This window comes from Collinsella aerofaciens, assembly GCF_015548375.1.
Lineage (GTDB): Bacteria > Actinomycetota > Coriobacteriia > Coriobacteriales > Coriobacteriaceae > Collinsella > Collinsella aerofaciens_AB.
In genome coordinates, this window is record NZ_JADMWW010000002.1 from 1 (window position 1) to 22,182 (window position 22,182).

The 22,182-nt window shown below is 60.5% G+C and carries 19 protein-coding genes; 7 read left to right on the forward strand and 12 right to left on the reverse strand.

What is annotated here, in order from left to right:
* Positions 1-144 precede the first annotated feature (144 nt).
* Both I1969_RS01245 and I1969_RS01250 read right to left on the reverse strand, forming a co-directional pair.
* Positions 145-885 carry an ABC transporter ATP-binding protein gene (locus tag I1969_RS01245; RefSeq protein WP_158554606.1) on the reverse strand — a complete coding sequence of 247 codons (741 nt, stop codon included), beginning with the start codon at positions 883-885 and terminating at the stop codon, positions 145-147.
* A gap of 5 nt (positions 886-890) precedes the next feature.
* A complete protein-coding gene (locus I1969_RS01250; RefSeq protein WP_195232200.1) occupies positions 891-3,113 on the reverse strand; it encodes a hypothetical protein in 2,223 nt (740 codons plus the stop codon).
* A gap of 551 nt (positions 3,114-3,664) precedes the next feature.
* Here I1969_RS01250 and I1969_RS01255 point away from each other — a divergent pair.
* The 6 genes from I1969_RS01255 to I1969_RS01280 all read left to right on the forward strand — a co-directional run bounded on the left by I1969_RS01255 (position 3,665) and on the right by I1969_RS01280 (position 8,276).
* A complete protein-coding gene (locus I1969_RS01255) occupies positions 3,665-4,177 on the forward strand; it encodes a hypothetical protein (protein ID WP_195232202.1) in 513 nt (170 codons plus the stop codon).
* Between the two features lie 9 nt (positions 4,178-4,186).
* On the forward strand, positions 4,187-4,438 hold the full coding sequence (locus I1969_RS01260) for a helix-turn-helix domain-containing protein (RefSeq protein ID WP_195232204.1): 252 nt from the start codon (positions 4,187-4,189) through the stop codon (positions 4,436-4,438).
* An 18-nt stretch (positions 4,439-4,456) separates the two neighbouring features.
* On the forward strand, positions 4,457-5,272 hold the full coding sequence (locus I1969_RS01265) for a site-specific integrase (protein WP_267471209.1): 816 nt from the start codon (positions 4,457-4,459) through the stop codon (positions 5,270-5,272).
* A 290-nt stretch (positions 5,273-5,562) separates the two neighbouring features.
* Positions 5,563-5,850, forward strand: a complete 288-nt coding sequence (locus tag I1969_RS01270; protein WP_006235289.1) for an ACT domain-containing protein — start codon at positions 5,563-5,565, stop codon at positions 5,848-5,850.
* Positions 5,851-5,927: 77 nt separating this feature from the next.
* Complete coding sequence (locus I1969_RS01275; RefSeq protein ID WP_195232208.1) at positions 5,928-7,346, forward strand: citrate synthase; 1,419 nt, start codon at positions 5,928-5,930, stop codon at positions 7,344-7,346.
* Between the two features lie 87 nt (positions 7,347-7,433).
* Complete coding sequence (locus I1969_RS01280) at positions 7,434-8,276, forward strand: Cof-type HAD-IIB family hydrolase (protein ID WP_195232210.1); 843 nt, start codon at positions 7,434-7,436, stop codon at positions 8,274-8,276.
* A 158-nt stretch (positions 8,277-8,434) separates the two neighbouring features.
* On the opposite strand, the gene I1969_RS01285 is transcribed toward I1969_RS01280, so the two are convergent.
* From I1969_RS01285 to I1969_RS01300, 4 genes are all read right to left on the reverse strand, one after another.
* Positions 8,435-9,229: a Cof-type HAD-IIB family hydrolase gene (locus I1969_RS01285; protein ID WP_138339652.1), complete on the reverse strand. Its 795-nt coding sequence runs from the start codon at positions 9,227-9,229 to the stop codon at positions 8,435-8,437.
* Positions 9,230-9,427: 198 nt separating this feature from the next.
* Positions 9,428-11,248 carry an adenine deaminase gene (locus tag I1969_RS01290; RefSeq protein ID WP_195232212.1) on the reverse strand — a complete coding sequence of 607 codons (1,821 nt, stop codon included), beginning with the start codon at positions 11,246-11,248 and terminating at the stop codon, positions 9,428-9,430.
* Positions 11,249-11,612: 364 nt separating this feature from the next.
* A complete protein-coding gene (gene tyrS, locus I1969_RS01295) occupies positions 11,613-12,824 on the reverse strand; it encodes a tyrosine--tRNA ligase (protein WP_195232213.1) in 1,212 nt (403 codons plus the stop codon).
* 96 nt (positions 12,825-12,920) lie between these two features.
* Positions 12,921-14,879 carry a U32 family peptidase gene (locus I1969_RS01300; protein ID WP_195232215.1) on the reverse strand — a complete coding sequence of 653 codons (1,959 nt, stop codon included), beginning with the start codon at positions 14,877-14,879 and terminating at the stop codon, positions 12,921-12,923.
* A gap of 162 nt (positions 14,880-15,041) precedes the next feature.
* Here I1969_RS01300 and I1969_RS01305 point away from each other — a divergent pair, with 162 nt between their 5' ends.
* Entirely contained in the window at positions 15,042-17,234 is a 2,193-nt protein-coding gene (locus tag I1969_RS01305; RefSeq protein WP_195232217.1) for a transglycosylase domain-containing protein, read from the forward strand.
* A 190-nt stretch (positions 17,235-17,424) separates the two neighbouring features.
* Here I1969_RS01305 and I1969_RS01310 read toward each other — a convergent pair whose 3' ends face one another.
* From I1969_RS01310 to rpsD, 6 genes are all read right to left on the reverse strand, one after another.
* Complete coding sequence (locus tag I1969_RS01310) at positions 17,425-17,862, reverse strand: arginine repressor (protein WP_006235280.1); 438 nt, start codon at positions 17,860-17,862, stop codon at positions 17,425-17,427.
* Between the two features lie 132 nt (positions 17,863-17,994).
* Positions 17,995-18,993, reverse strand: a complete 999-nt coding sequence (locus I1969_RS01315) for a glycosyltransferase family 2 protein (RefSeq protein ID WP_195232219.1) — start codon at positions 18,991-18,993, stop codon at positions 17,995-17,997.
* 203 nt (positions 18,994-19,196) lie between these two features.
* Positions 19,197-20,021 (reverse strand): tRNA pseudouridine(38-40) synthase TruA, encoded by an 825-nt coding sequence (gene truA / locus I1969_RS01320; RefSeq protein WP_055287449.1) that lies wholly within the window; start codon positions 20,019-20,021, stop codon positions 19,197-19,199.
* 92 nt (positions 20,022-20,113) lie between these two features.
* Entirely contained in the window at positions 20,114-20,581 is a 468-nt protein-coding gene (gene rplQ, locus I1969_RS01325; RefSeq protein ID WP_055287451.1) for a 50S ribosomal protein L17, read from the reverse strand.
* A gap of 30 nt (positions 20,582-20,611) precedes the next feature.
* Positions 20,612-21,553 carry a DNA-directed RNA polymerase subunit alpha gene (locus I1969_RS01330; protein ID WP_006235276.1) on the reverse strand — a complete coding sequence of 314 codons (942 nt, stop codon included), beginning with the start codon at positions 21,551-21,553 and terminating at the stop codon, positions 20,612-20,614.
* 32 nt (positions 21,554-21,585) lie between these two features.
* Positions 21,586-22,182, reverse strand: a complete 597-nt coding sequence (gene rpsD / locus I1969_RS01335; RefSeq protein WP_006235275.1) for a 30S ribosomal protein S4 — start codon at positions 22,180-22,182, stop codon at positions 21,586-21,588.

Below are 22,182 nucleotides of genomic sequence, written 5' to 3' on the forward strand. Positions count from 1 at the left end.
CCTGCATTCCTCAAAGCATCGTTAGATTAATAATGACAGACCGAATGAAGATACGTGCGACGGGGGCGAGGCGAATGACTGAGCGGTATCGATATGCGGGTTCAACGGTATCACATTGACCACATAGATTTTTAACTTGCATTTCTACCCGCCCTTTTCGTAGAGTCGCCGATACGTGCTTAGCGCACCCTCGGCGCGTCCGGCAGGCTTTGCGAAATGGGATCCAGGAGACTTCGGCGCAGCATCATCTTGCGGAATGCTTCTAATGAGCCTCCCATCCTTCAAAAACAGAATCTCATCGCACAGCCTATCGACCGAATCCAAGATGTGGGATGACATGATGATGCACGTACCAGAATCGGCCAGCTTCCTGAGAATCTCGGAATGCAAGTCCACCCTGCTGGGGTCGAGCGCGTTCATGGGCTCATCTAATAGAAGGTACCGCGCACCCGTCGCATACGCAATCGCCAGGGTAAGCTGCTGCTTCATGCCCTGGCTCAGAGTGCGGATCCTCATCTTCGCGAACTCGCCTATCTGCGTTTGTTCCACTATCTCTTCGATATCGCGAGCATGCGGCCACATATCGCAAACCATCTTGAGGTGATCTTCCGCACGCAATCCGGGATACAGCAGCGTCCCCTCACCAGGTGCATAGAAGATCATAGAACGGACCTCTCTCGCACCCGTACCCTGCACCTCATCCAGAACGATGCTCCCGTCCACGCGAGGACCCGGCAAACCTGCCATCGCACGCAGCAACGTCGTCTTTCCATGCCCGTTCGGAGCGACGAGACCGTAGACCGTACCCGGGGCAAACTCAGCGTCCACCGAATCTACGAGCACCTTCTTTCCATAAGAGATCGTCAGCGTTTGAAGGCCAATCATCGAGATCATCCCCTTTCGATCTTTGGAACACTCAGGCGCACCATCAACGGAGATACGGCGCCCAAAACCACCAGCAGAGCGCCCGATGCGCCGACGACCTCTCCAAAAGGCATCGCGTTCGTCCCTCGCCCAAGGAACCCAATCGTCCCCACCTGGGAAGCGGGATCAAACGAGGCGAATGGAGCCAGCAGCGCGACGCCCATGCCCGCGCTTTCAACATGAGCGCTCAACGAACCCAACACCAGGAGAACCGCGCAAACCACTCCGGCGACAACGGGGTTGCGGCTAATCGCTGCTGTCAACGCAGCGACGACGGAAATCACGCCGTATGCCATGACCAGCAACGGAATACTGCACAACACCGCCTCCCCCACCATGGACGTTGTCGAAGCTCCCGCCCGAATGAGAGCGACGGGATACTCCGAACCACCCGCACCGTTCTTAATCAAGGACACAACCGCAGCGGGAACCATCGACACCAAAAGCAGCGCCAAGCCAAGCAGGAGAGACAGCGCAACAGCCGTCAGAAAACGCACATGCGCTGTTGCGGGGACTTGGAAAACCAGAAGGGAACGGCACCGCAGGTGGGTGCACGCAAGCGATGTGACAACCACGGGCAACAGCCAAAACAAGGAAGGAAGCGCTGCCTGGAGATAGGAAAGGAGGATTAATGGGGGCATCTTCGTACTTAACTCGTAAACCTTGGGGTCCGGCAAGCTCGCGATCGACTCGAGCAGAAGGGCGCGCGCCTCCACACGAGAAGGAGTCTCCGGCTCGATTCCGATCGATTGCAGGAGGGTCGCATCTGCCGCGCCCAGCTCGCCTCGAGCGCGCTCGTACGTCGCAAGGCTTCGAAACCCCTCCGCAGGCGTGGGCGCGTACACGAAACCCGAAAGAGCATCTCGCATGCCTTCCAGGGCCGCTTTGCCCTCGACGTCCATATTCGCAGCGTCCTGCTCTAGATACCGATCTATTGAACGGAGCTCCCCATCCCTATACCGAACAGCGGAAACGTCACCAGCGTCAGGAAACACCTCGACCAGAGCCGGGGCCAGCATCGCCGTCGACATTGCAATCGCGCATACGGCGAGGGCAGGAGAATGCAGGAGCAGCTTCCCCATCGTTCTTACGTATGCAACGGCGGAGGCACAAGCGCTCGAACGGGCTGTCGTTCTCGATGCGGTGAAGGAACCTCTCTCAAGACAAATCGGGGACATCGGGCGCGCGCAGCCGCTCTTTCCAGCAACGCAAAGCAGGCTAATTGCCAGCACCTCGATCCCGATTGCGCATACGAGGGTAATCGCGCCACGCTCGAAGCAAAGTCCAGGCAGATTCACTATCTGCGTTGTCGGGTACGGGCTATAGGCGCCGACGGTCAGCTCGGTGTTCGCATACGAAAGGGGATTCAACAGGGCGAACTCACGTAAAGCGATGGATCTTCCGTAATACCCGGGAACCATCGTCACCCCCATCAGGGCACATACGAACACGATTCCAAGCGTAGGGTTATTGGCAATCTTCACGGCAAGGTGAACGACGAGCGAGATGAACGCCGCCACTAAGAATTGCAAGATGGCCGTCTGTGCGAACACCAGCCAAGCCGGTTTGATAACCGGAGTCGCATATTGAACGTAGCCTATCGGATAGAACAGCGAGCCCGGGCCATTCTTCACAAGTGCGGCGATTATCCCTGGAAGATTGACGGCGAAGACGGCAAGCATCGCAAAAACACTCGCCCATACGCTCGATGCAACAAGCCTGCCCAGCTCACCCATCGGTGCCTGGATGATGAGTTTTTCACGTTTGTTAAGACGCGCGGCAAGGAACGAAACGGCAACGGCCGTTGCGGCCCATAGCAAGTACTCCTTCGATCCGTCATAAAAGGAGTACGCTCCATCCGATACCTGCAGAAACGGAAGCAGAGGAGAGAGCGGCGCCAAGACAAGACGCCCCGCGGCAAGAGGGTACAGAAGCGCGGGCATGCTTGATGAAGAGGTATAGACGCCCTCCTCCCCCGCATTCACAAGCGCATCCGCATAGGATGCTGACAATTCCTGCTCAACACGGGTTATTCCCGACTCGAGGTATTCAACCCGTCCGTCGATGCCAGCCGCGCTCCTGAAGACGGGCAAAGCACAAAGAACCATCAACGCAACAACGGCAACACAGAGCGACCTGGAGGAGAGGAGCGACCTAAAGATTGCCTTCGAGATTTTGAGCATATTCATCGCCAACCTTGACCTCATCCAGTCGGAACAGAGGGGCCGAACAAAATGCTCGGCCCTCCTCGCATCTAGTAGGTGCTATAGACAAATTGCCATTTATCAGTTGTGCCAAGAACACCACAGGAACACATTGCAGCGAGGCGGGATTCCCTATGATGCGCGGATCGGCGATAGCCATTTCGGTAGGAGATCGTCTTGTAAGAGATGTTGAACATCGAGATGCTGTGCCCGCTTACGCCGCGAGGACAGCTGTAGCTCCAGTAGGTATCGACGACGTCGTCCGTATACCCGAGGGGCTCAACGAGGGCACACTGGCTGCTCTCCTGGGAAGGAGGCATCGGGGTATCCGCAAAAGCGGGGGCTCCCGGCAGCAACAGACAAAGAGCGAGGCCGAGGAAAACCAAGAGCTTACACGACTTAACAGTACTGAACATAATCCTCTCCAATCTAGAGGGGTTTCGGTTGCAGCATGCTGTGATTACTTGCCGGCAAAGTCAATTTAACATAAACTGTTAAAAAGTAACCTGAGTTTTTTAAATTCTTCGGAGGTTATTATGAGTTCCGACAATCGCACTCCCCGGTTTCATTCCTTCCGCATCGCATGTGCGATAGCCTCTGCGGCCCTTTGCGTCACCGCCATCGCACAAGTGGCGTTCTCCTTAAAGCCAGCAATCGAAGTGCTCGACAACCCTGTAATTGCAGACTCCCCCGCGTATCCAGCCCTTGCGATCTCGACATTGGCCCCTGCCGTCATCGGTATCGCTACGACCATCCTCAGCGCCGTTCTCGTGTGGACGATCAAGAGCGGAGACCCCTTCAAGAAAGGGTCTGCGACATGCTTGAAGGTGCTCGGCATTCTCTTCGTTGTTCAAGCTGCCACCAGCCTCTACGCCGGCTCACTCGAAACCTCCGTTTCGATGTTTGGCGGCGAGGGGGCCGTCGGCGCCCAAGAGATCGCTTCATCATTCGACTGGACCTCTCTGGTTCTCGGCATCGTCCTGTTCATGCTTTCCCAGCTCTTCTTATACGCCCGAGAGCTGTACCTCGACTCCGACGAGATTGCGTAAGGAAACGCCATGCCCATAATTGTTCGCCTCGACAAGATCATGGCCGAGCGAAAGATTTCCTCGAACGAACTTGCCGAAAGGATTGGAACCACGCCCGTGAACCTGTCCCGTATAAAAAAAGGGCATATTCGCGGCATTCGCTTCAACACACTCGAGCAGCTATGCCTCGCCCTTCGTTGCCAACCCGGAGACCTTCTCGAAGTCATGAGCGAAGAGGATGCCCGAAAGGAGTTCGGACTCGATTGGTCCGCCGAGGATTAGAGGGCGGTCGTACTCGCCCTGCACACGGGGATGCGAATCGGCGAGGCCTGCGGCCTTCGGTGGTGCGATGTGGATTTCGAGACGGGCCTGATCTCGATCAGGCACTCGGTGGCGTACGCGAAGGGGATGGGTTCGTTCATCAAGGACACCAAGACCCATGACGCCAGGGGCATCCCCATCGACCCGGTCGGCCTGCTCCCCTTCCTGAAGGAGATCCACGAGATCGACTGCAGAAAGCTGCGCTCGCGCGGCCTTACCGGGGCGGTCGAGATCGGGGACTGCTACATCCTGTCGGAACCGGGCGCAACCTTCGCGACGACCAGCTATATCCGCAGGGCGTTCAAGACGTTCTCTGAGACCAACGGCCTCATGGGCACCAACGACGAGCTGATCACGTTCCACGGCCTGCGCCACACGTTCGCCACGCAGTGGATCCGCCAGGGCGGCGATATCAAGGCGCTCCAATCGATCCTCGGGCACAAGGACGCCATGGCGACGCTCAACGTCTACGCCGACATCGAGCCAATCTCCAAAATCCATAACATGCTGCGCGTCTCGCCGTGCCTCTGGCGCGGGTACCTCGGGCCGAGGGTCGATCCGGGACCCATGTTCCAGCAGAGAATCCAGGAGTCCATCGAGACGCTCCAGGCGTTCGGCTACGGCGTCACCGAGCCGGACGACCGAAATATCGTCATACGCGACGTGAAGACGATCAGTCGGCTCTACCCCACCGAGTACGCCGCGGTGCTGGGCCCATCCCAACTGAGGTCACGGTGGTCCGATAGGGGCGCCGCCCGCGGCATGCGCCGCGGAGCGGTATCCCCTACCGAATAGTGGGGGATGCCCCCCGTTTTCAGTTTGGAATCAGCGGTCGGAGGCGTTCGGCTGACTGCGGGAACGGCCTATCCGCTCGATGTGTTCGGCTGAGTTCGGAAATCAACCCAACACGAGCTGGACGCGCGCCAGACGGCTCTTCCCCATGCGGCCTGCCCCCTCACGCTCATGTTGCAGACGTGTAACGCCGCAGCAAAGGTGCCCTTTTTTGCGCAGGACAGGTACAATGATGAACACTGTACCGTAGCGGAGCGCGCCGCGCGCGCCGCAACCACGCGAAAGGGTTTCCCATGGCCGAGATCTCGTCCTCCCGTATCGTCATCACCGTCCTTGGCAAGAACCGCCCCGGCATCGTCGCCGGCGTCACCCGTGTCCTAGGCGAGGCCAACGTCGACATCCGCGACATCACGCAGTCCATTATCGAGGACATCTTCACCATGACCATGCTGGCCGATACCGCCGAGTCCAAGCTCGACTTCGCCGAGCTGCAGAAGGCGCTGGCCGAGGCCGGCGAGCTTTCGGGCGTCAACGTGTCCATCCAGCGCGAGGACGTCTTTAACTTTATGTACCGCCTGTAGCGAACAAGCCGCCGGGGATTGCCTGACACGCGCATGCCCATGCAAGCCACCCCGATGCGGCCCGGAGAGGAGCGCGCATGGCCTACGACGCCAAGAAAATCTATTACCGCTTCGATGACCACTTGAGCCGACTGGTTCTGGATTACGAAGCAAGCCGCCAGATTTCGTCTGAAAGCGAAAGCCTCTACCACGGCCTGCCGACCGCCCCGTACGACGAGGACCTGTTTGTCGAGCACAATGTCAAGCGCGGCCTGCGCAATGCCGACGGCTCGGGCGTGGTCGCGGGCCTCACTCGTATCTCGGATGTGCACGGCTACAACAAGGTCGACGGAAAGGTCGTGCCCGATCAGGGCAAGCTCACGCTTCGCGGCTACAGCATCGAGGATCTGGTCAACAATGCCCAGGCCGAGAATCGCTACGGCTACGAGGAAGTCGCCTATCTGCTTATCACGGGTTCGCTGCCCAACAAGGAAGAGCTCGACGGCTTTTGCGAGCGCCTGGGCGCCTTTAGGCACCTGAGCGACGAGTACGTCCGCGAGTTCCCCATGACCACGGTGTCGTCGAGCATCATGAACGTGCTTCAGCGCGCCGTGCTGTTGCTCTACGCCTTCGACGCCGAGCCCGACGCCATTACACCCGAGCACGAAATCGACGTCGCCATCTCCATGCTCGCCCGTCTCCCCCGCATCGCCGCCTTCGCGCATATGGCGTCGGTCGCCAAGCGCCGCGGCTCCGAGGTTCATGTACCGCACCCCACACCCGGCCTCTCCACCGCCGAGACCATCCTGCAGGTGTTGCGCGGCGGCATGGCATTCACCCACGACGAAGCCATGCTGCTCGACGTGATGCTCATGCTGCATGCCGAGCACGGCGGCGGCAACAACTCCACGTTTGCCTGCCGCGTGCTGTCCTCCTCGGCCACCGACCCGTATTCCGCCTACGCCGCGGCCATCGGCTCGCTCAAGGGCCCGCGCCACGGCGGCGCCAACGCCAAGGTCGTGTCCATGCACGAGGACATCCGTGCGCATGTCTCCAATTGGGAGGACGAGGACGAGGTCGCAGCCTACCTGGGCAAGATCCTCGACAAGCAGGCCTTCGACGGCACGGGTCTCATCTACGGCATGGGCCACGCCGTCTACACGCTGAGCGACCCGCGCGCCGAGGTCTGCCGCCACTACGCACGCACGCTTGCCGCCAAGAAGGACCTGGGCGATGAGTTCGCGCTCATCGAGCGCATCGAGCGCCTGGCACCGCAGGTGATGCGCGATCACGGCATGACCAAGCCCATCTGCGCCAACATTGACCTGTACACGGGCTTTATCTACAAGATGCTCGGCGTGCCCGAGACGCTCTTTACGCCGCTGTTCGCCGTCGCCCGCATGGCCGGCTGGTCGGCGCACCGCATGGAAGAGCTCTTCTGCGCGCACCGTATTATTCGCCCGGCCTATCGTCCAGTGATCGAGCCGCTGGAGTACAAGCCGCTCGCCGGCCGCTAGGACGCGGACCGTTATAGAACTCGAGCGTGGCCAGGGCATCGCCGCCCTCGGCCACGCTTTTTATGCCAGCAGAAAGGGCTGCATCATATGATTGTGTTTTCGGATATGGATGGAACGCTGTTGACGAGCGATAAGCAGATGAGCGATGCCACCTGGGCGATGCTCGACGAACTCGCTCGACGCGGAATTGAATTTGTGCCCTGCACGGGGCGCCCGCTGTCGGGCATCTTTGAGCCCATCCTCGCCCATCCCGCCGTACACTACGCGGTCTGCGCCAACGGTGCCAGCGTCTGGCAGCTCGACGACGGTACGTCCACCGATACTTCACGTGCTACGCGCATTTTGAGCCGACCGCTCGACCGCGCCATCGCCCACCGCGTCCATAGCATTGCCGCCGGCCATGACGTCACCTTCGATATCTTCGCGGACGGGCAGTGCTTCCTCACCCGCTCGCTCTACACGCGCCTAGACGAATTCTGCGGCGGCGACCCCCACATCGCGGCTTCGCTCAAGCGCACACGAACACCGATCGACATGGATATCGACAGCAAGATCGACGAGGTCGAGACGCTCGAACGCATCGCCATGTACTGGCACGACCCGGCCGATCGCGACACCATCGCGGCGGAGCTCGACACGCTCGAAGGCATTGAGGTCACGCGTTCGTACGCCATGAATATCGAGGTCATGGGCGAGGGCGCCACCAAGGGAACAGCCCTCACGTGGCTATGCGAGCACCTGGGCGAGTCTCTCGCCGACGCCTGGGCGTTCGGCGACAACATCAACGACATCCCCATGCTGCAGGCAGCGGGCCATGGCATGGCCATGATCAACGCCGAGCCCGAAGATCGCGAGGCCGCCGACGCCATCACCGAATACGACAACGACCACGACGGCATCGCCCGCACCATAATGGCTGCCCTCGCCTAGCAGCATCAACCCGGCAGGGTAGCTAATTTGGGACGGGCTATTTTAGCTACCTAACAAGCGGGTAGCTAAAATAGCCCCGTCCCAAATTAGCTACCCCCGGAAAACCGCAAGGACTGTCCCCCGTTGCCGGCAGAAAAGGAACGTCCCCATCTGCCGGATTAAGCGAGACTCTCCAGCACGCGACGGAGCTCCTGCTGAACGGCGTGGTCGCGGTTGCAGCCTACGACGCGATCGGCAACCGCCTTGAGCGCGGGGCGCGCGTTTTCCATCGCGCAGCCCGTGCCGACAAAGCGAATGATCTCGTAGTCGTTCATCGAGTCGCCAAACGCCATGACCTCGTCGCGTCCAATGCCGTAATGTTCCGCGAGCTGCGCGATGCCCGAGGCCTTCGACACACCGGGCTGCATGGCATCAATCCACGCGTTGCCCGAAGGCGCAAAGGTAAAGAGCTGACCAAGTTCGCGCTGTAGCACGTACGCACTGTCCATAACGGCACCGTCATCGCAAAAGATACTCGCCTTGATGATATTTACACTGGGATCGGGCAGCTCCCAAATGCGCTCGGCATTGGGAAGGTCCTTATCGACCTCACGCACGAACTTGCACTCGTCATCGAGCAGGAAGGACTTGGTTCGGTCAAAGAGCGCAAGATGCAGATTGGGAAACGTCGCGACGGCCTGGGCGAGCTTTCGAATCGCCAGGTGCGAATACACCTCGCGGTCTACCATCTTGCCGTCGGCGTAGACCTGGGCGCCGTTAGCGGCGACAAAGTCCATCTTGTCGCGAACGGGCGCAAAGAACTCGCACAGGCGATCGTAGCGACGACCTGACGATGCGGCGAAATGCACGCCATGCTCGTGTAGCGCCAGAATCAGTTCGTAGGTCTCAGGAGGCACCTGGCCGTTTTCGTCAAGCAGTGTGCCGTCCATATCGGATGCAATCAGTTTAAACATAGAAAAGCTCCCTTCGGGCTTGTTGGAATCGAACGTGTATCCAATTCCAACGTACCCAAAGGGAGCTCAAATAAGACTCTGCGGGCGTAAACGTTACAAGGACCTAGCAAATAGCTCACACATGCCAGAGGTCTCACGGTCGCGGCGTCAGGCGACACGCCACCCCGACGACTAGTCGTTTAAGAACGTCCCCGATGACTAGTCGGCGTAGGTGAAGGTCGTGACGTCGAACATGCCCTCGGGGCGGATGCGGAGCGTCGGGATCACCGGCAGGGGCAGGAAAATGATGCCCATGATGGGGTCGAGCGGCGGCTCGATGCCCATGGCACGCGCCTTGACCATAAAGTCGTCGTGCTGCGCGGCGACATCCTCGGCCGTGCCCTCGCTCATCAGGCCACCGAGCGCCAGCGGAATGCGCGCCACGACCTCGCCGTTGCGCACCAGCACGTGACCGCCCTGGCCCACGGCATCAACGGCGGCCATCATATCGGCGGCGTTGTCGCCCACGACGCACACGTTGTGCGAGTCGTGTCCGATCGTCGAGGCGATGGCACCACCCGTGATGGTAAAGCCGCGCACCCAGCCGCGGCCGATATGCTTGCCAACGAGTCCCAGGCCAGCGGGGCCGTCACCGTCGGCGCCCTCGGCCTGCAGCGACACGCCGCGGCCGTGGCGCTCGATCAGCATAATACGGCGCAGGCCCTCGGCGCTCTCGGGACGAACCATGCCCGTGATGGCCTTGCCCGGCACCACGTCAATCACGGCCTCGCCCGGCTTAAAGGCATAGTCGAATACGTCGAGCGAAAGCTTCGGCAGCTTAACGGAGGCGCGCAGCTCATCGGCAAGGGCCGCAACCTCGGCCATCTCGGGTGCGATCTCGCCCACAAAGGTGCCGTCCTGCGCCACCAGGGCACCGGCGGCATATACACGATGCGGAGCCGTGGCAAACGTCAGGTCATTGAGCACCAGCAGGTCGGCACGCTTGCCCGGGGCAATCGCACCGCGGAGCTCGTGCGGGTCGCGGCAGCCGTGATCCAGGCCAAACGCCTCAGCCGTGGAGAGGGACGCCATAGAGATGGCGACCACCGGGTCGATGCCGGCCTCGACAGCCACGCGGCAGGCGTTGTCGATCATACCGGTCGAAAGCGCATCGGAGGGAGCGCGGTCGTCGGTCGCAAAGCAGCAGCGGCGGGCACGGGCGGGGTTTTCCAGCAACATCGGAGACAGGTTGGCCAGGTCATGGCTGCACGTACCTTCGCGCAGCATCACGTACATGCCGCGGGACAGCTTGTCGAGTGCCTCCTCGCGAATCGTCGACTCATGGTCAGCGATAATACCTGCTGCGGCATAGGCGTTGAGGTCCTTGCCGGCAACGAGCGGCGCGTGACCGTCAACCTGCTTGGACGGCGTCTGGTTGGCAGCGTCGATGCGAGCGCAGGTCTCGGGATCGGCCATAAAGACACCCGGCAGGTTCATCATCTCGCCGAGGCCAAATACGTCGCCCGGATGCTCGGCAAAAAACGCCTGCATATCAGCAGCGGTGATGACGGCACCGGCCTGCTCGTCGGGCAGCGCGGGCACGCACGAAGGCATCATGTACTTGATGGAAATAGGAGCGCGACGACCGTCCTCGATCATAAAGCGCAGGCCGTCCAAGCCAGAAACATTAGCGATCTCGTGGCTGTCGGCAATGGCGGTGGTGGTACCGCGCGTCGCCGCCATGCGCGCATACTCGGCAGGGCGGATGTTCGAGGACTCAATGTGCAGATGTCCGTCGATAAAGCCGGGGGCGATATAGCGACCCTGGCAGTCGATAACCTCGGCAGCCTCGTAGGTACCGGCGGCATCGTCGCGACCGTCGTAGAGCACGCCGACGATTACGCCGTCCTTGACGGCAACGCTACCGGGCGCCACGCGCTGACCGTACACGTCGACAATCTGCGCATTGGTAAACAGCGTGTCGACAGGCACGCGACCCTCGGCGGCCTCGATCACAGACCTCATGACCTCAACGGACATACATACTCCTTTAACCGTAGAAAAAAGCTGCGGAGCGGACAAGCCTTCACCGCAGCATGCTCATAGCCATTGTATGCCCAAACGATGGGCCAACAATACGCCCCTCCGCTTAACGGTACACGCCACTTGGTGCAATGGGGACTGCCGCTGAGCACCAATGACTACTCGACGACTACTAACTGCCGTCCCGACAACAAAAACGCCGATGTTTTGGCAACGACAGCGAGCGGGCCGCATTTGAGACAAGGTGACGTGAAACGAAAGGGCGCTGACCTTCTGGTCGCGCCCTTGAAGTTGAACGTCAGATTGTCCAAATGCGGCCCGCGCAGCGTCGGCCGGTCCGCCGTTCGTTAGAACGGCGGAACTAAATCAACTTAAAGCCCTTGCGCTTGCCTACGGAGAGGGTGTCGCCCAGCTTGAGGGCGCTGGGATCGATGTTATAGCTCTTGGGAGCCACCGCCTTGCCGTTGATCTTGACGCCGCCACCGTCAATGTCGCGACGGGCCTGGCCGGCGCTCGCCGAAAGGCCCAGGTCCTTAAGCAGGCCTGCGAGGTAGATCTGGCCCTCGTCGTTGACGGTCAGCTCAACGTGCTTCTCGGGGAAGTCGGCAAGCTGGCCCTCCTTGAACACGCGGTCGAACTCGGCCTGAGCCTCGTCGCCGGCACCGACGCCGTGGTAGGTGTCGCACAGGTCGCGGCCCAGGGCGCGCTTGAGCTCATAGGGATCGGCAGAGCCGTCGGCCAGAGCAGCGTCGATCTTGTCGACCTCGGCCGGGGTGAGGGAGCTCGCCAGACGATAGTACTTGCCGATCATCTCGTCAGGGATGGACATGGTCTTGCCGAACATATCCTTGGGAGCATCGGTCAGGCCGATGTAGTTACCGTAGGACTTGGACATCTTACGGACGCCATCGGTGCCCTCGAGCAGCGGCATGGTGAGGGCGATCTGGGGCTCCATGCCCATCTTCTCCATGAGCTCACGGCCGGCGAGCAGGTTGAAGAGCTGATCGGTGCCGCCCATCTCTACATCGGCCTTGATCTGCACGGAGTCGAAAGCCTGCATCACGGGATACAGGAACTCATGCAGGGCGATCGGCGTCTGAGACTGGTAGCGCTTGGTAAAGTCGTCGCGCTCGAGGATGCGGGCGACGGTGAACTTGGAGCACACCTGCAGCAGACCGGCCAGATCCATCGAAAGGATCCAGTCACCGTTGTGCACGATGGTGGTCTTCTCGGGATCCAGGATCTTCATGGCCTGGCTCACGTAGGTCTCGGCATTGGCCTCGATCTGCTCCTGCGAAAGCTGCGGACGGGTGGAATTCTTGCCCGAAGGGTCGCCAATCAACGCGGTACCGTTGCCGATGATGAGGGTGACGTTGTGGCCCAGGTCCTGGAACTGACGCATCTTGCGCAGCGGCACGGCGTGGCCCAGGTGCAGGTCGGGGCTGGTGGGGTCGACGCCGAGCTTGATGTTGAGGGGCTCGCCCTTCTCAAGCTTCTTGCGAAGGTCGGCCTCGGGAACGATCTGCGCGGCGCCCGAGGTGATGATACGCATTTGCTCGTCAACAGACAGCATTGGGTATCCTCCTTTTGCTATAGCACCCTCGCCGAAAACGGCGGTGCTGGAAGTCCATAAACTCTCTTATGATAACAAACTGACGCGACGCGGCACCTACGACAGGAAAATCCTCGTCCTGCCGCATGCGTCAATGGCAACTGGCAGACGTGTACCGTCACGCTCGACCAGATAGCGTACCTGCCGACGACGCAAGCAGTCGCGGCAACGAACCTGTCCCGTCGCATCGGTGGCGCAGACGCCCTCGGCGGTCAGCAGGCAGTGCTCGCACACCATAAGCTCGGGACGGTCGGCGTCGACCGGACCCAAGACGCCGGGTTCAGCGGCCAGTTCGGCAATACGCTCCGCATCATTGCCGAGCAACTCCGCCGGCAAGCACACCCGCCCCGCACCGAGTCCGCGCAGCCAGGTAAGCGTGGCCCGATTCGCGCAGAACACCGGCGCCGCCACGTCAAACGTCACGCCCAGCTCGCGAGCGATCACCACCTGTCCCAGGTTGCGGCAGACGACGCGCCCGGCACGCTGTATCAGTGAGCGGGTCCAGTCAGCGTCACCCGTGCGGCACACCTCGTCAAGCACCACAACGGCGTCGGACAAATCAAGTTCTCCGCGCGGGTCGGCATCCATCAGCTGCCAAGCAAAAACCATGCGAGTGGGAACCGCGCACTCCACCAACTCCGTGGACGCACCGCCATCCATCGCAACGACCTCAAAGGGCAGCACCTCAACGGCACGCGCAACGGGCGCAATCGCATCCGCCTCGGCCCGCATGCGCTCCAACACTGCCGCCGTCTGATCCAACACGCCGGCGCTGCGAATCAGGTACACCTCGCAGCCCACGTCCACTTTACGCTTACAATGCACGACGACGCGCTTCCCCGCTGCGGCATCCACCGGGCAGGGCACCTGCGGCCAGCGCTTGGGCACATCGGGACGCGCGTCGACACCCGGATAGAACCGAATCTCGAGCGTGTCACCCGCCGCCACGGCGGCGTCGAGCTCAACGGTCACCTCTTCGTGGCCCACAGCGACCAAACGCCCCACGCGCACGCCCTGGTTAATTGCGCGCTCAAAGCTCATCAGCTCGGCACCCGAACGCCCTCGCAGGTACGTATCGGTAAACCCACGGTTAAACGACCTCCCCAGCTCGCGTTCAAGCTCTTCCACGGCATCGGGGTCCCACGCGCCGTCGCGCAGCATATCGAGTGCCCGGCGCCACACCCGCACCACGTTGAATACGTAATCGGGGTTCTTCATGCGCCCCTCGATCTTGAGCGACGCCACGCCGGCATCTACAAGCTCGGGCAGATGCGCAATACCCAGATAGTCGCGCGGGCACAACAGGCGATCCCCTTCGACGGCGACAACGCTCTGCCCCGCCTCGTCCACCAGGTCGTACGCCAGACGGCACGGCTGTGTGCAGTCGCCGCGCATCGCCGAGCGCCCACGCCGCAGGGCCGAGAACTCGCACGCCCCCGAATAGCCGATGCAAATCGCACCGTGGCAGAATACCTCGATGGGCACGCCCGTGGCACATAGCGCCGCAATCTCGTCGACCGTCAGCTCGCGTGCCGTCGTCACGCGCTCGACCCCCAGCTCATCGGCGGCAAGTCGCACGGCGCCTTCGCTATGAACGCCCGCCTGCGTGGACAGGTGAATCTCGACCCCGGGAATCGCCGCGCGCAGCGCGCAGGCCAGCCCGGCATCGGCGACAATCAGAGCATCGGCGCCCAGCTCCAGTGCATGAGCTCCCAACGCCACCGCGTCGGACAACTCATCGTCAAACACGAACACGTTGAGCGTCACGTACACACGCACGCCATGGGCATGCGCCACGGCGCAGCCGCGCGCAAACTCGTCGTCGGTAAAACCGTGCGCACTCACACGGGCGTTAAAGCCGCCCAACCCCGCATAGATGGCATCGGCGCCCGCGGCGATGGCCGCAAACATCTGGTCGAGCCCGCCCGCCGGCGCCAGCAGCTCGGGCAGCGCCGCACCGGCAGCATCCAATCCAGTCTTGTGTTGTCCGCTCGGCCCCATCGCCCGAATCGCCATCGGCAAACTCCTTACCAAGGTATGCATTCACTCTGGAAAATGCCGTCTTCCAGCATACACGAGGCCTCGCGCGCCCCGTTTGGTTTATCGTGTAATAACTTATGTCCATCCTGCCCCGACGGCACATCCGCCGTCCGGCACGACATACCTGGAGGTCAATATATGGGTCCTCGCCAACGACAGGGACGCAGCCGTTCAAAGACGCATGCCCTGCCCATAATCCTGCTCTCGTTTTTGGGCTTTTTGCTGATTGCGGGCGTGGCATTTGGCATCGGCATGGTCGGCAACGTCAACCGCTGGCTGTCCGATCTGCCCGACTACACCGACGCCAACGCGTATCTGGTGAGCGAGCCCACCGAGATCGTCGACTGCAACGGCAACAAGATCGCGAGCTTCTACACGCAAAACCGCAAGTCCATCACCAAGGACAAGGTCTCCCCCTACGTGCTACAGGGCACCGTTGACGTCGAGGACGAGCGCTTCTACGAGCACGGCGGTATCGACCTGTGGGGTATCGCGCGTGCTGCGGTGGCAACCCTCGGCGGCGGGCACGAAGGCGCCTCGACTATCACCCAGCAGCTGGTGCGCAACACCATCCTGCAGGAGGAGCAGTTCGACTCGACCATCGAGCGTAAGGTGCGCGAGGCCTACATCGCCGTAAAGATGGAGGACATGTACTCCAAAGACGAGATCCTCATGATGTACCTCAACACCATCTATTACGGTCACGGCGCCTACGGTATTGAGGCCGCCGCCGAGACCTACCTGTCCAAGAGCGCCGCAGACCTCACCCTGAGCGAGGCCGCGCTGTTGATCGGCCTTCCCAACTCGCCCTCGCAGTACGACCCCACGGTCAACCCCGACCTGGCGCTGTCCCGTCGCAACAAGGTCCTCGACAACATGCTGCGCCTGGGCCACATTACGCAGGAGGAGCACGATGCCGCACAGGCCGAGCCCATCACCCTCAACGTGACCGAAATCTCGGGCAGCGGCGTTGACGTATACTCGCAGCCCTACTTTGTCGCCTATGTTAAGCAGCTGCTGGAGCAGGAGTTCTCGACCGACGTGCTCTTTAAGGGCGGCCTGACCGTCAAGACCACCATCGACCCCACGATGCAGCAGGTGGCAGAGAATGCCGTTCGCGAGCAGCTCGACACGCTCTCGCTCGACGGCCTGGACATGGGCATGGTCGTCGTCGACCCCAAGACCGGCTACATCAAGTGCATGGTGGGCGGCTACGATTACAACGCCGACGAGAACCACGTAAACCATGCCACGGCCAAGCGTCCCGTCGGCTCCACCTTTAAGGCCTTTACGCTGGCAACTGCCATCCAAAACGGCATGAACCCCAACGTCACCCTCAACTGCAACTCGCCGCTCAAGGCCAAGGGCACCACGACCGAGGTCCAAAACTACGCCAACCATAGCTATGGCAACATCACGCTTAAGCAGGCGACGGCATACTCCTCCAACACCGGCTACATCCAGGTGGCGGAAGCCGTCGGCAACAGCAAGATCATCTCGCTCGTCAAAAAGCTCGGCATCGATCCCGCCAAGGACAACATCGAGGACGTTCCCGTCATGACCCTCGGCACCGGCTCGATCTCGCCGCTCGAGATGGCCGCCGCCTACGCGACGTTTGCCAACGGCGGCTACTATCGCCAGCCGATCGCCATCACCGAGATTGACTCTCGTACCGGTTCGGTGCTGTACCAGCACACCGACAATCCCTCACAGGTACTTACCGAGGGCGAGGCCGCCGCGGTCACCGATGTTCTGTCCGGCGTCATGAAGGGCGGCGGTACGGGTGCTGCCGGCGCCCTGAGCGTCAACCAGCCCTATGCCGGCAAGACGGGCACCACCGACAACACCACCAACCTGTGGTTCTGCGGCTATACCCCGCAGCTGGCGTGCGCCCTGTGGACCGGCTATTCCGCGGGCGAGATTCCCATCCAAAAATACGGCACAGACCTGCTGGGCGACAGCACCAACCTGCCTGTCTTTAAGCGGTTTATGAACACCGTTCTGACCGGTACCGAGCGCGAGGAGTTTGCGACCGGAACGGCGCCCACATACAAGAACAACAGCGTCTGGAAGTTCTACGGCACCAACAACACCAAGAAGACGGAGAACGACGACAAGGACGAGAACGAAGACGAAGAGGAAACCACCACGACGACGACCACGACGACCACGACGACCGAGACCACGGGCGGCGACACCACCGGCGGCACCGGTACGACCGGTGGCTCGACGGGCGGCTCCACTGGTGGTTCGACCGGCGGCGATGGCGGCACGCCTACGCCTACGCCCACTCCCGACCCCTCGCCCACGCCTGACGATACGGTCGGCTAGAAATCATCCGGCCATAAGCAACAAGGCCCCCGAGCAGCTTATTGAACTGCTCGGGGGCCTTTTTAGTTTAAAGCGACCTGATGGGCGGTCTTTATACCGGCAGACAAAAAAGGGGGGCACCGACCAACGTCGATACCCCTTACAAGCCACTATGTCAGCGCGCACGGTGCCGAGCGCACGACCCGCACGCCTACTTGCGAGAATTGCTCAGCTTATTGATCAGCGCCTCAAGACGCTCGCCGTCCTCGGCCGTCTGGGCAATAACCAAAATCGTATCGTTGCCGGCAAGCGAGCCAAGCACATCGGGCAGCTCTGCCGCATCAACGGCGGCGGCGATGCCGGAAGCCGTGCCAGGCTGAGCCTTAATCATAACCAGATTATCGGTGCGCAGAACGCCCGTTACGAGCTCGGAAACCATACGCTGCAGGTGCAGGTCCTCTGCCAGAACATAGATGCCCTCAGGGAGCTTACGCAGCCCCATATCGGCAATATCGCGAGAGACAGTCGCCTGCGTGCAATCAAAGCCCATAGCGCGGAGCTCATCAACCAGCACGCGCTGCGTGCGGACGTCCTTATTGCGCACAATATCTCTAATGGCATCCTGGCGCCCATTGCGTTTTTTAGCCATACAAACCCTCTCTCCAAAAGATGGCGGAGACAATCAATCAGTGATTGAATAGTTTAACGCTATTTGAAGGCTTTTGTGTATAAGAACGCATTTCGAAACAATTCTATGCAAATTTGTTTCGAAATGAGCCGTTTAGGCGGTTTTTGCACCCGTCCGGTTAAGAAAAGCTGCCAGATGCGTACACATCACGCAGCGCGTGGGCTTGGCGCTGGCGATCGGCCCAAACAACAGACCGAGTCCCCGATGGTTGTCCTTGAGCGCGGCGACCATCTGACGGGTTCGAGGCGCCTCGAGCATATCACGCATGCGGGCGGAACGCTCAATTGACGACACCCCATGCGGGCTCAGACACAAATTCTCGATGCAGGCGACCAGTCCGGCAAAGTAGAACTTTTGGCTTGCCAGCTTGAGCCGACCACCGCTATCTGCTTCCGAGAGTGAGTCCGCAAGCTCGTCGAGCGCTCGAGTGTCATCGGATATCCTGGCATACATGGTGGGATCAAAGGCATCTGTAAGCTTAGGTGCCACCGCGTGGAAACAAGCGTCGCCGCAGCCGGACACGAATCGTGCCTGCGAGAGCGCATAAGCCATAAACTCAACCGTACGGTACGCCTTGCCGCGCGACAGGCATGCCTCAAACAGCGGACGGCTATACATCACGCCAGAGGTCTGAGCGACTAGGCCGCCCAAAATCAACTGCGGCAGCCCAGTCACCATAGAAGACTCGTCTTCTATGGCAATAGAGGCAGCATCCAAGACGCGCGAATGGCGTTCTCGATGTGCATCATAGCGGTCGAGCGACACCGTGGGGAACACTATGTCTGCCGCAGTATCGCACGCGATATCGACCATCTTGGAAAGGGACTGCGGAGCAAACCACTCATCGGCGTTCATAGCGATGATTTGAGAGCCGCGCGAGACAGCAAAACCGGCACGAAGGCAAGCGCCGCGCTTCGCGTCCTCGACGTCAATCAAATCAATATGGATGTCCCTGTCGGCAGCAACTTGAAGCGAATGGCGCACACCGGGCGCAGCATCGCGGCAAACAACGACAATCTGCAAATCGTAGAGGTCTTGGTTCTGGATACTCTCGAGCGCACGCATCGCATAGCTGGGCGAACCTTCTACCACAAGGATCACCGAAAGTCGCGGATGCGAGCCACGTCGAACCAAGTTATCCGTCCTCTCGACAGCAATGAATCAAACCGTGGTTCATGGTACACCCCGGCAATAAAAGCAATGAGACACCGGTTGTATTGCACGCCAAGAACAGATGTTGCACACGCGCAGCCCACAGATAATGGGTGTCGACGCACGACGCGTCGAGCCCTCCCCTAGTCGAGCACGACGAGCTCGGCGGGATCGTAATCCACGCCCATAAACGTAAGGCCGCAGGCAGGAGCCGTGGGGCCCGCAGCGGTACGGTCGCAAGCATCGATGACCTCGCGCATCCACTCGGGTTCACGGCGATGCATGCCAATCGCGACAAGCGTGCCAACGATCGTACGGACCATCGAATGCAGAAACGCATTGCCCTCGATGGTAAACGTCAGGATGTCCTCGCCAAACGCAACCTCATGGCCAAACTCGGCGCGCATTACGCAGCGGTGCGTAGGTTTGCCCACGGCAGAAGCAACCTTGCAAAAGCTTTTAAAGTCCTGCTCGCCCAGCAGCGCGGGGCAGGCAGCAGACATAGCCTCAACATCCAAGGGATAGCGATGCCACCACACCGCACCGCGGGACAGCACGGGGCGCGCATCTCGATCGGCAATACGGTACGTATACGTACGGGAACGCGCGTCAAAACGTGCAGAAAAGCCTTTACGGGCCTTGTAGACCTCGTTGATGGCGATATCTTTGGGCAGCAGGGCATCCATAGCCCGCAGCCACCTACGGCGCGTTAGGGCGAGCTCAGCGTCCGTTACGGGCACGCTGATGTACTGAGCCACGGCATGCACGCCGGCATCGGTGCGACCCGCGCACGTCAGATCGATCGGACGGCGAAGCAGCGTCTCGATGGCTCGACGCAGCTCACCCGCAACCGTCGTCTGTCCCGGCTGCTCGGCAAAGCCGCTATAGGACGAGCCATCGTATGCCACGCGGAAAACGAGCGTGGCATCGAGCTCTGGAATCGAATTGAAATCAGACGGCGCGGTCATGAACGCTCCCAACAAACAGGCAATGGCATTTCGACAAAAAAAGAGGGGTACGCGAACGTACCCCTCGAATATAGCCTATGCAGACGGATTGTCTACTCAGCGGTCTCCTCAGCAGGAGCCTCCTCGGCAGCCTCGACCTTCTTGGGAGCAGCGGCCTTCTTGGGGGCCGGAGCAGCCTTCTTAGCCTTAGGCGTGCAAGGCTCGGTGACGAGCTCCATGATAACGATGGGAGCGTTGTCGCCCTTGCGGTTACCGAGCTTCATGATGCGGGTGTAACCGCCGTTGCGGTCCTGCCACATGCCCTGAGCAGCCTTGTCGAAGATCTCGGCAACGAGCTGCTTATCGCCGAGCTTGGCGATAGCCAGACGACGAGAGTGCAGGTCGCCCTTCTTGGCCCAGGTGATGATCGGATCGACGACCGAACGCAGCGCCTTAGCGCGGGTCTCGGTGGTCTTGATGCGGTCGTTCTCGAAGAGGGCCTTAGCAAGGCTCTTCTTCATGGCCTTGGTGTGGCTCGCATCGGTGCCGAGCTTCAGGCCCTTCTTAACGTTATGACGCATGGTCTAGTTTCTCCTCAAATATGCGAAGCATTAAGCCTTCAGGCTCAGGCCCATGGACTCAAGCTTGTCCTTCACTTCCTCGATCGACTTAACACCGAAGTTACGGATGTTGAGCAGATCGTTCTCCGAGAACTCAACGAGCTGACGGACCGAGTGAATGCTGGCGCGCTTAAGGCAGTTGTAAGAACGGACGGAAAGGTCCAGATCCTCGATCTGCTTGTCCAGCTCAGCGTTGTCGTTGGTGACCTCGGGAGCGAAGATCGAAGCCTCCTCCTCGACCTCGGGGGTCTCGGCAAGGTTCATAAAGGCAGCCATATGCTGGTTAATGATATTGGCAGCCTGGACCACGGCGTCGCGCGGGGCGATGGAGCCGTTGGTCTCGATCTCGAGGACAAGGCGGTCGTAGTCGGTGTGCTGACCGACACGGCAAGCCTCAACGAGCTTGGCGCAACGGGAAACCGGCGAGTACAGCGAGTCGACGTGGATCACACCGATGGGATCGTTGTCGCGTTTGTTGGCCTCGCCAGAAACATAGCCGCGGCCATAGCCGATGCGCATGCTCATGGTGAGATGGCCACCCTCGGTGAGCGTAGCGATGTGCTGCTCGGGGTTGACCAGCTCAAACTCGGACGGAATAAAGAAGTCCGCACCGGTGACCTCGCAGGGGCCGTCAACCGAAATGGTGGCGGTCGCCTCGTCGGTCGTGCCGAGAGCCCTGAAGACAAGACCCTTGACATTCAGGACGATGTCGGTGACATCCTCGACCATGTTAGGGATGGTCATGAACTCGTGCTGCGCGCCATCGATCTGAATAGCCTCGACGGCGGCACCCTCGAGCGAGGACAGAAGAACGCGACGAAGGGAGTTACCCAGCGTATCGCCGTAGCCACGCTCGAGCGGCTCAACGGAGACACGAGCAGACGTCTCGTTAATCTCTTCGACCTGAACCTGAGGCCTAATGAATTCTGACATGTATTACCTCCAGCCTCAGCAGCCCGGATGGACTACTTAGAGTAGAGCTCGACGATGAGCTGCTCGTTGATATCACCGCTGATCTGCTCACGCGTCGGCAGAGCGAGCACGTTACCAGACAGCTTCTCGATATCGACCTCGAGCCAGCCAGGGACCTCAAAGCGCTCGGAGGAAATCAGGGCCTCCTTGATGGGGAGGAGGTCACGGAACTTCTCGCCGACAGCGACGACGTCGCCGGCCTTGACGCGGTAGGACGGGATGTCCACGCGCTTGCCGTTCACGGTGAAGTGACCGTGACGGACGGACTGACGAGCCTCTTTGCGGGTGCGGGCGAAGCCAAGACGGAAGACGACGTTGTCGAGGCGAGACTCAAGGATGATCATGAGGTTCTCACCGGTGACGCCGTTCATCTTGCGGGCCTTGTTGAAGTAGCCGTGGAACTGCTTCTCCAGAACGCCATAGATGAACTTGACCTTCTGCTTCTCGCGCAGCTGCATGCCGTACTCAGATTCCTTGCGACGGCGCTTGGGCTGACGGATAGATTCCTTCTTGCTGCTGTAACCGAGCTCAGCGGGATCGATCCCGAGCTGACGGCAGCGCTTAAGAACAGGAGTCCTGTCGATTGCCAT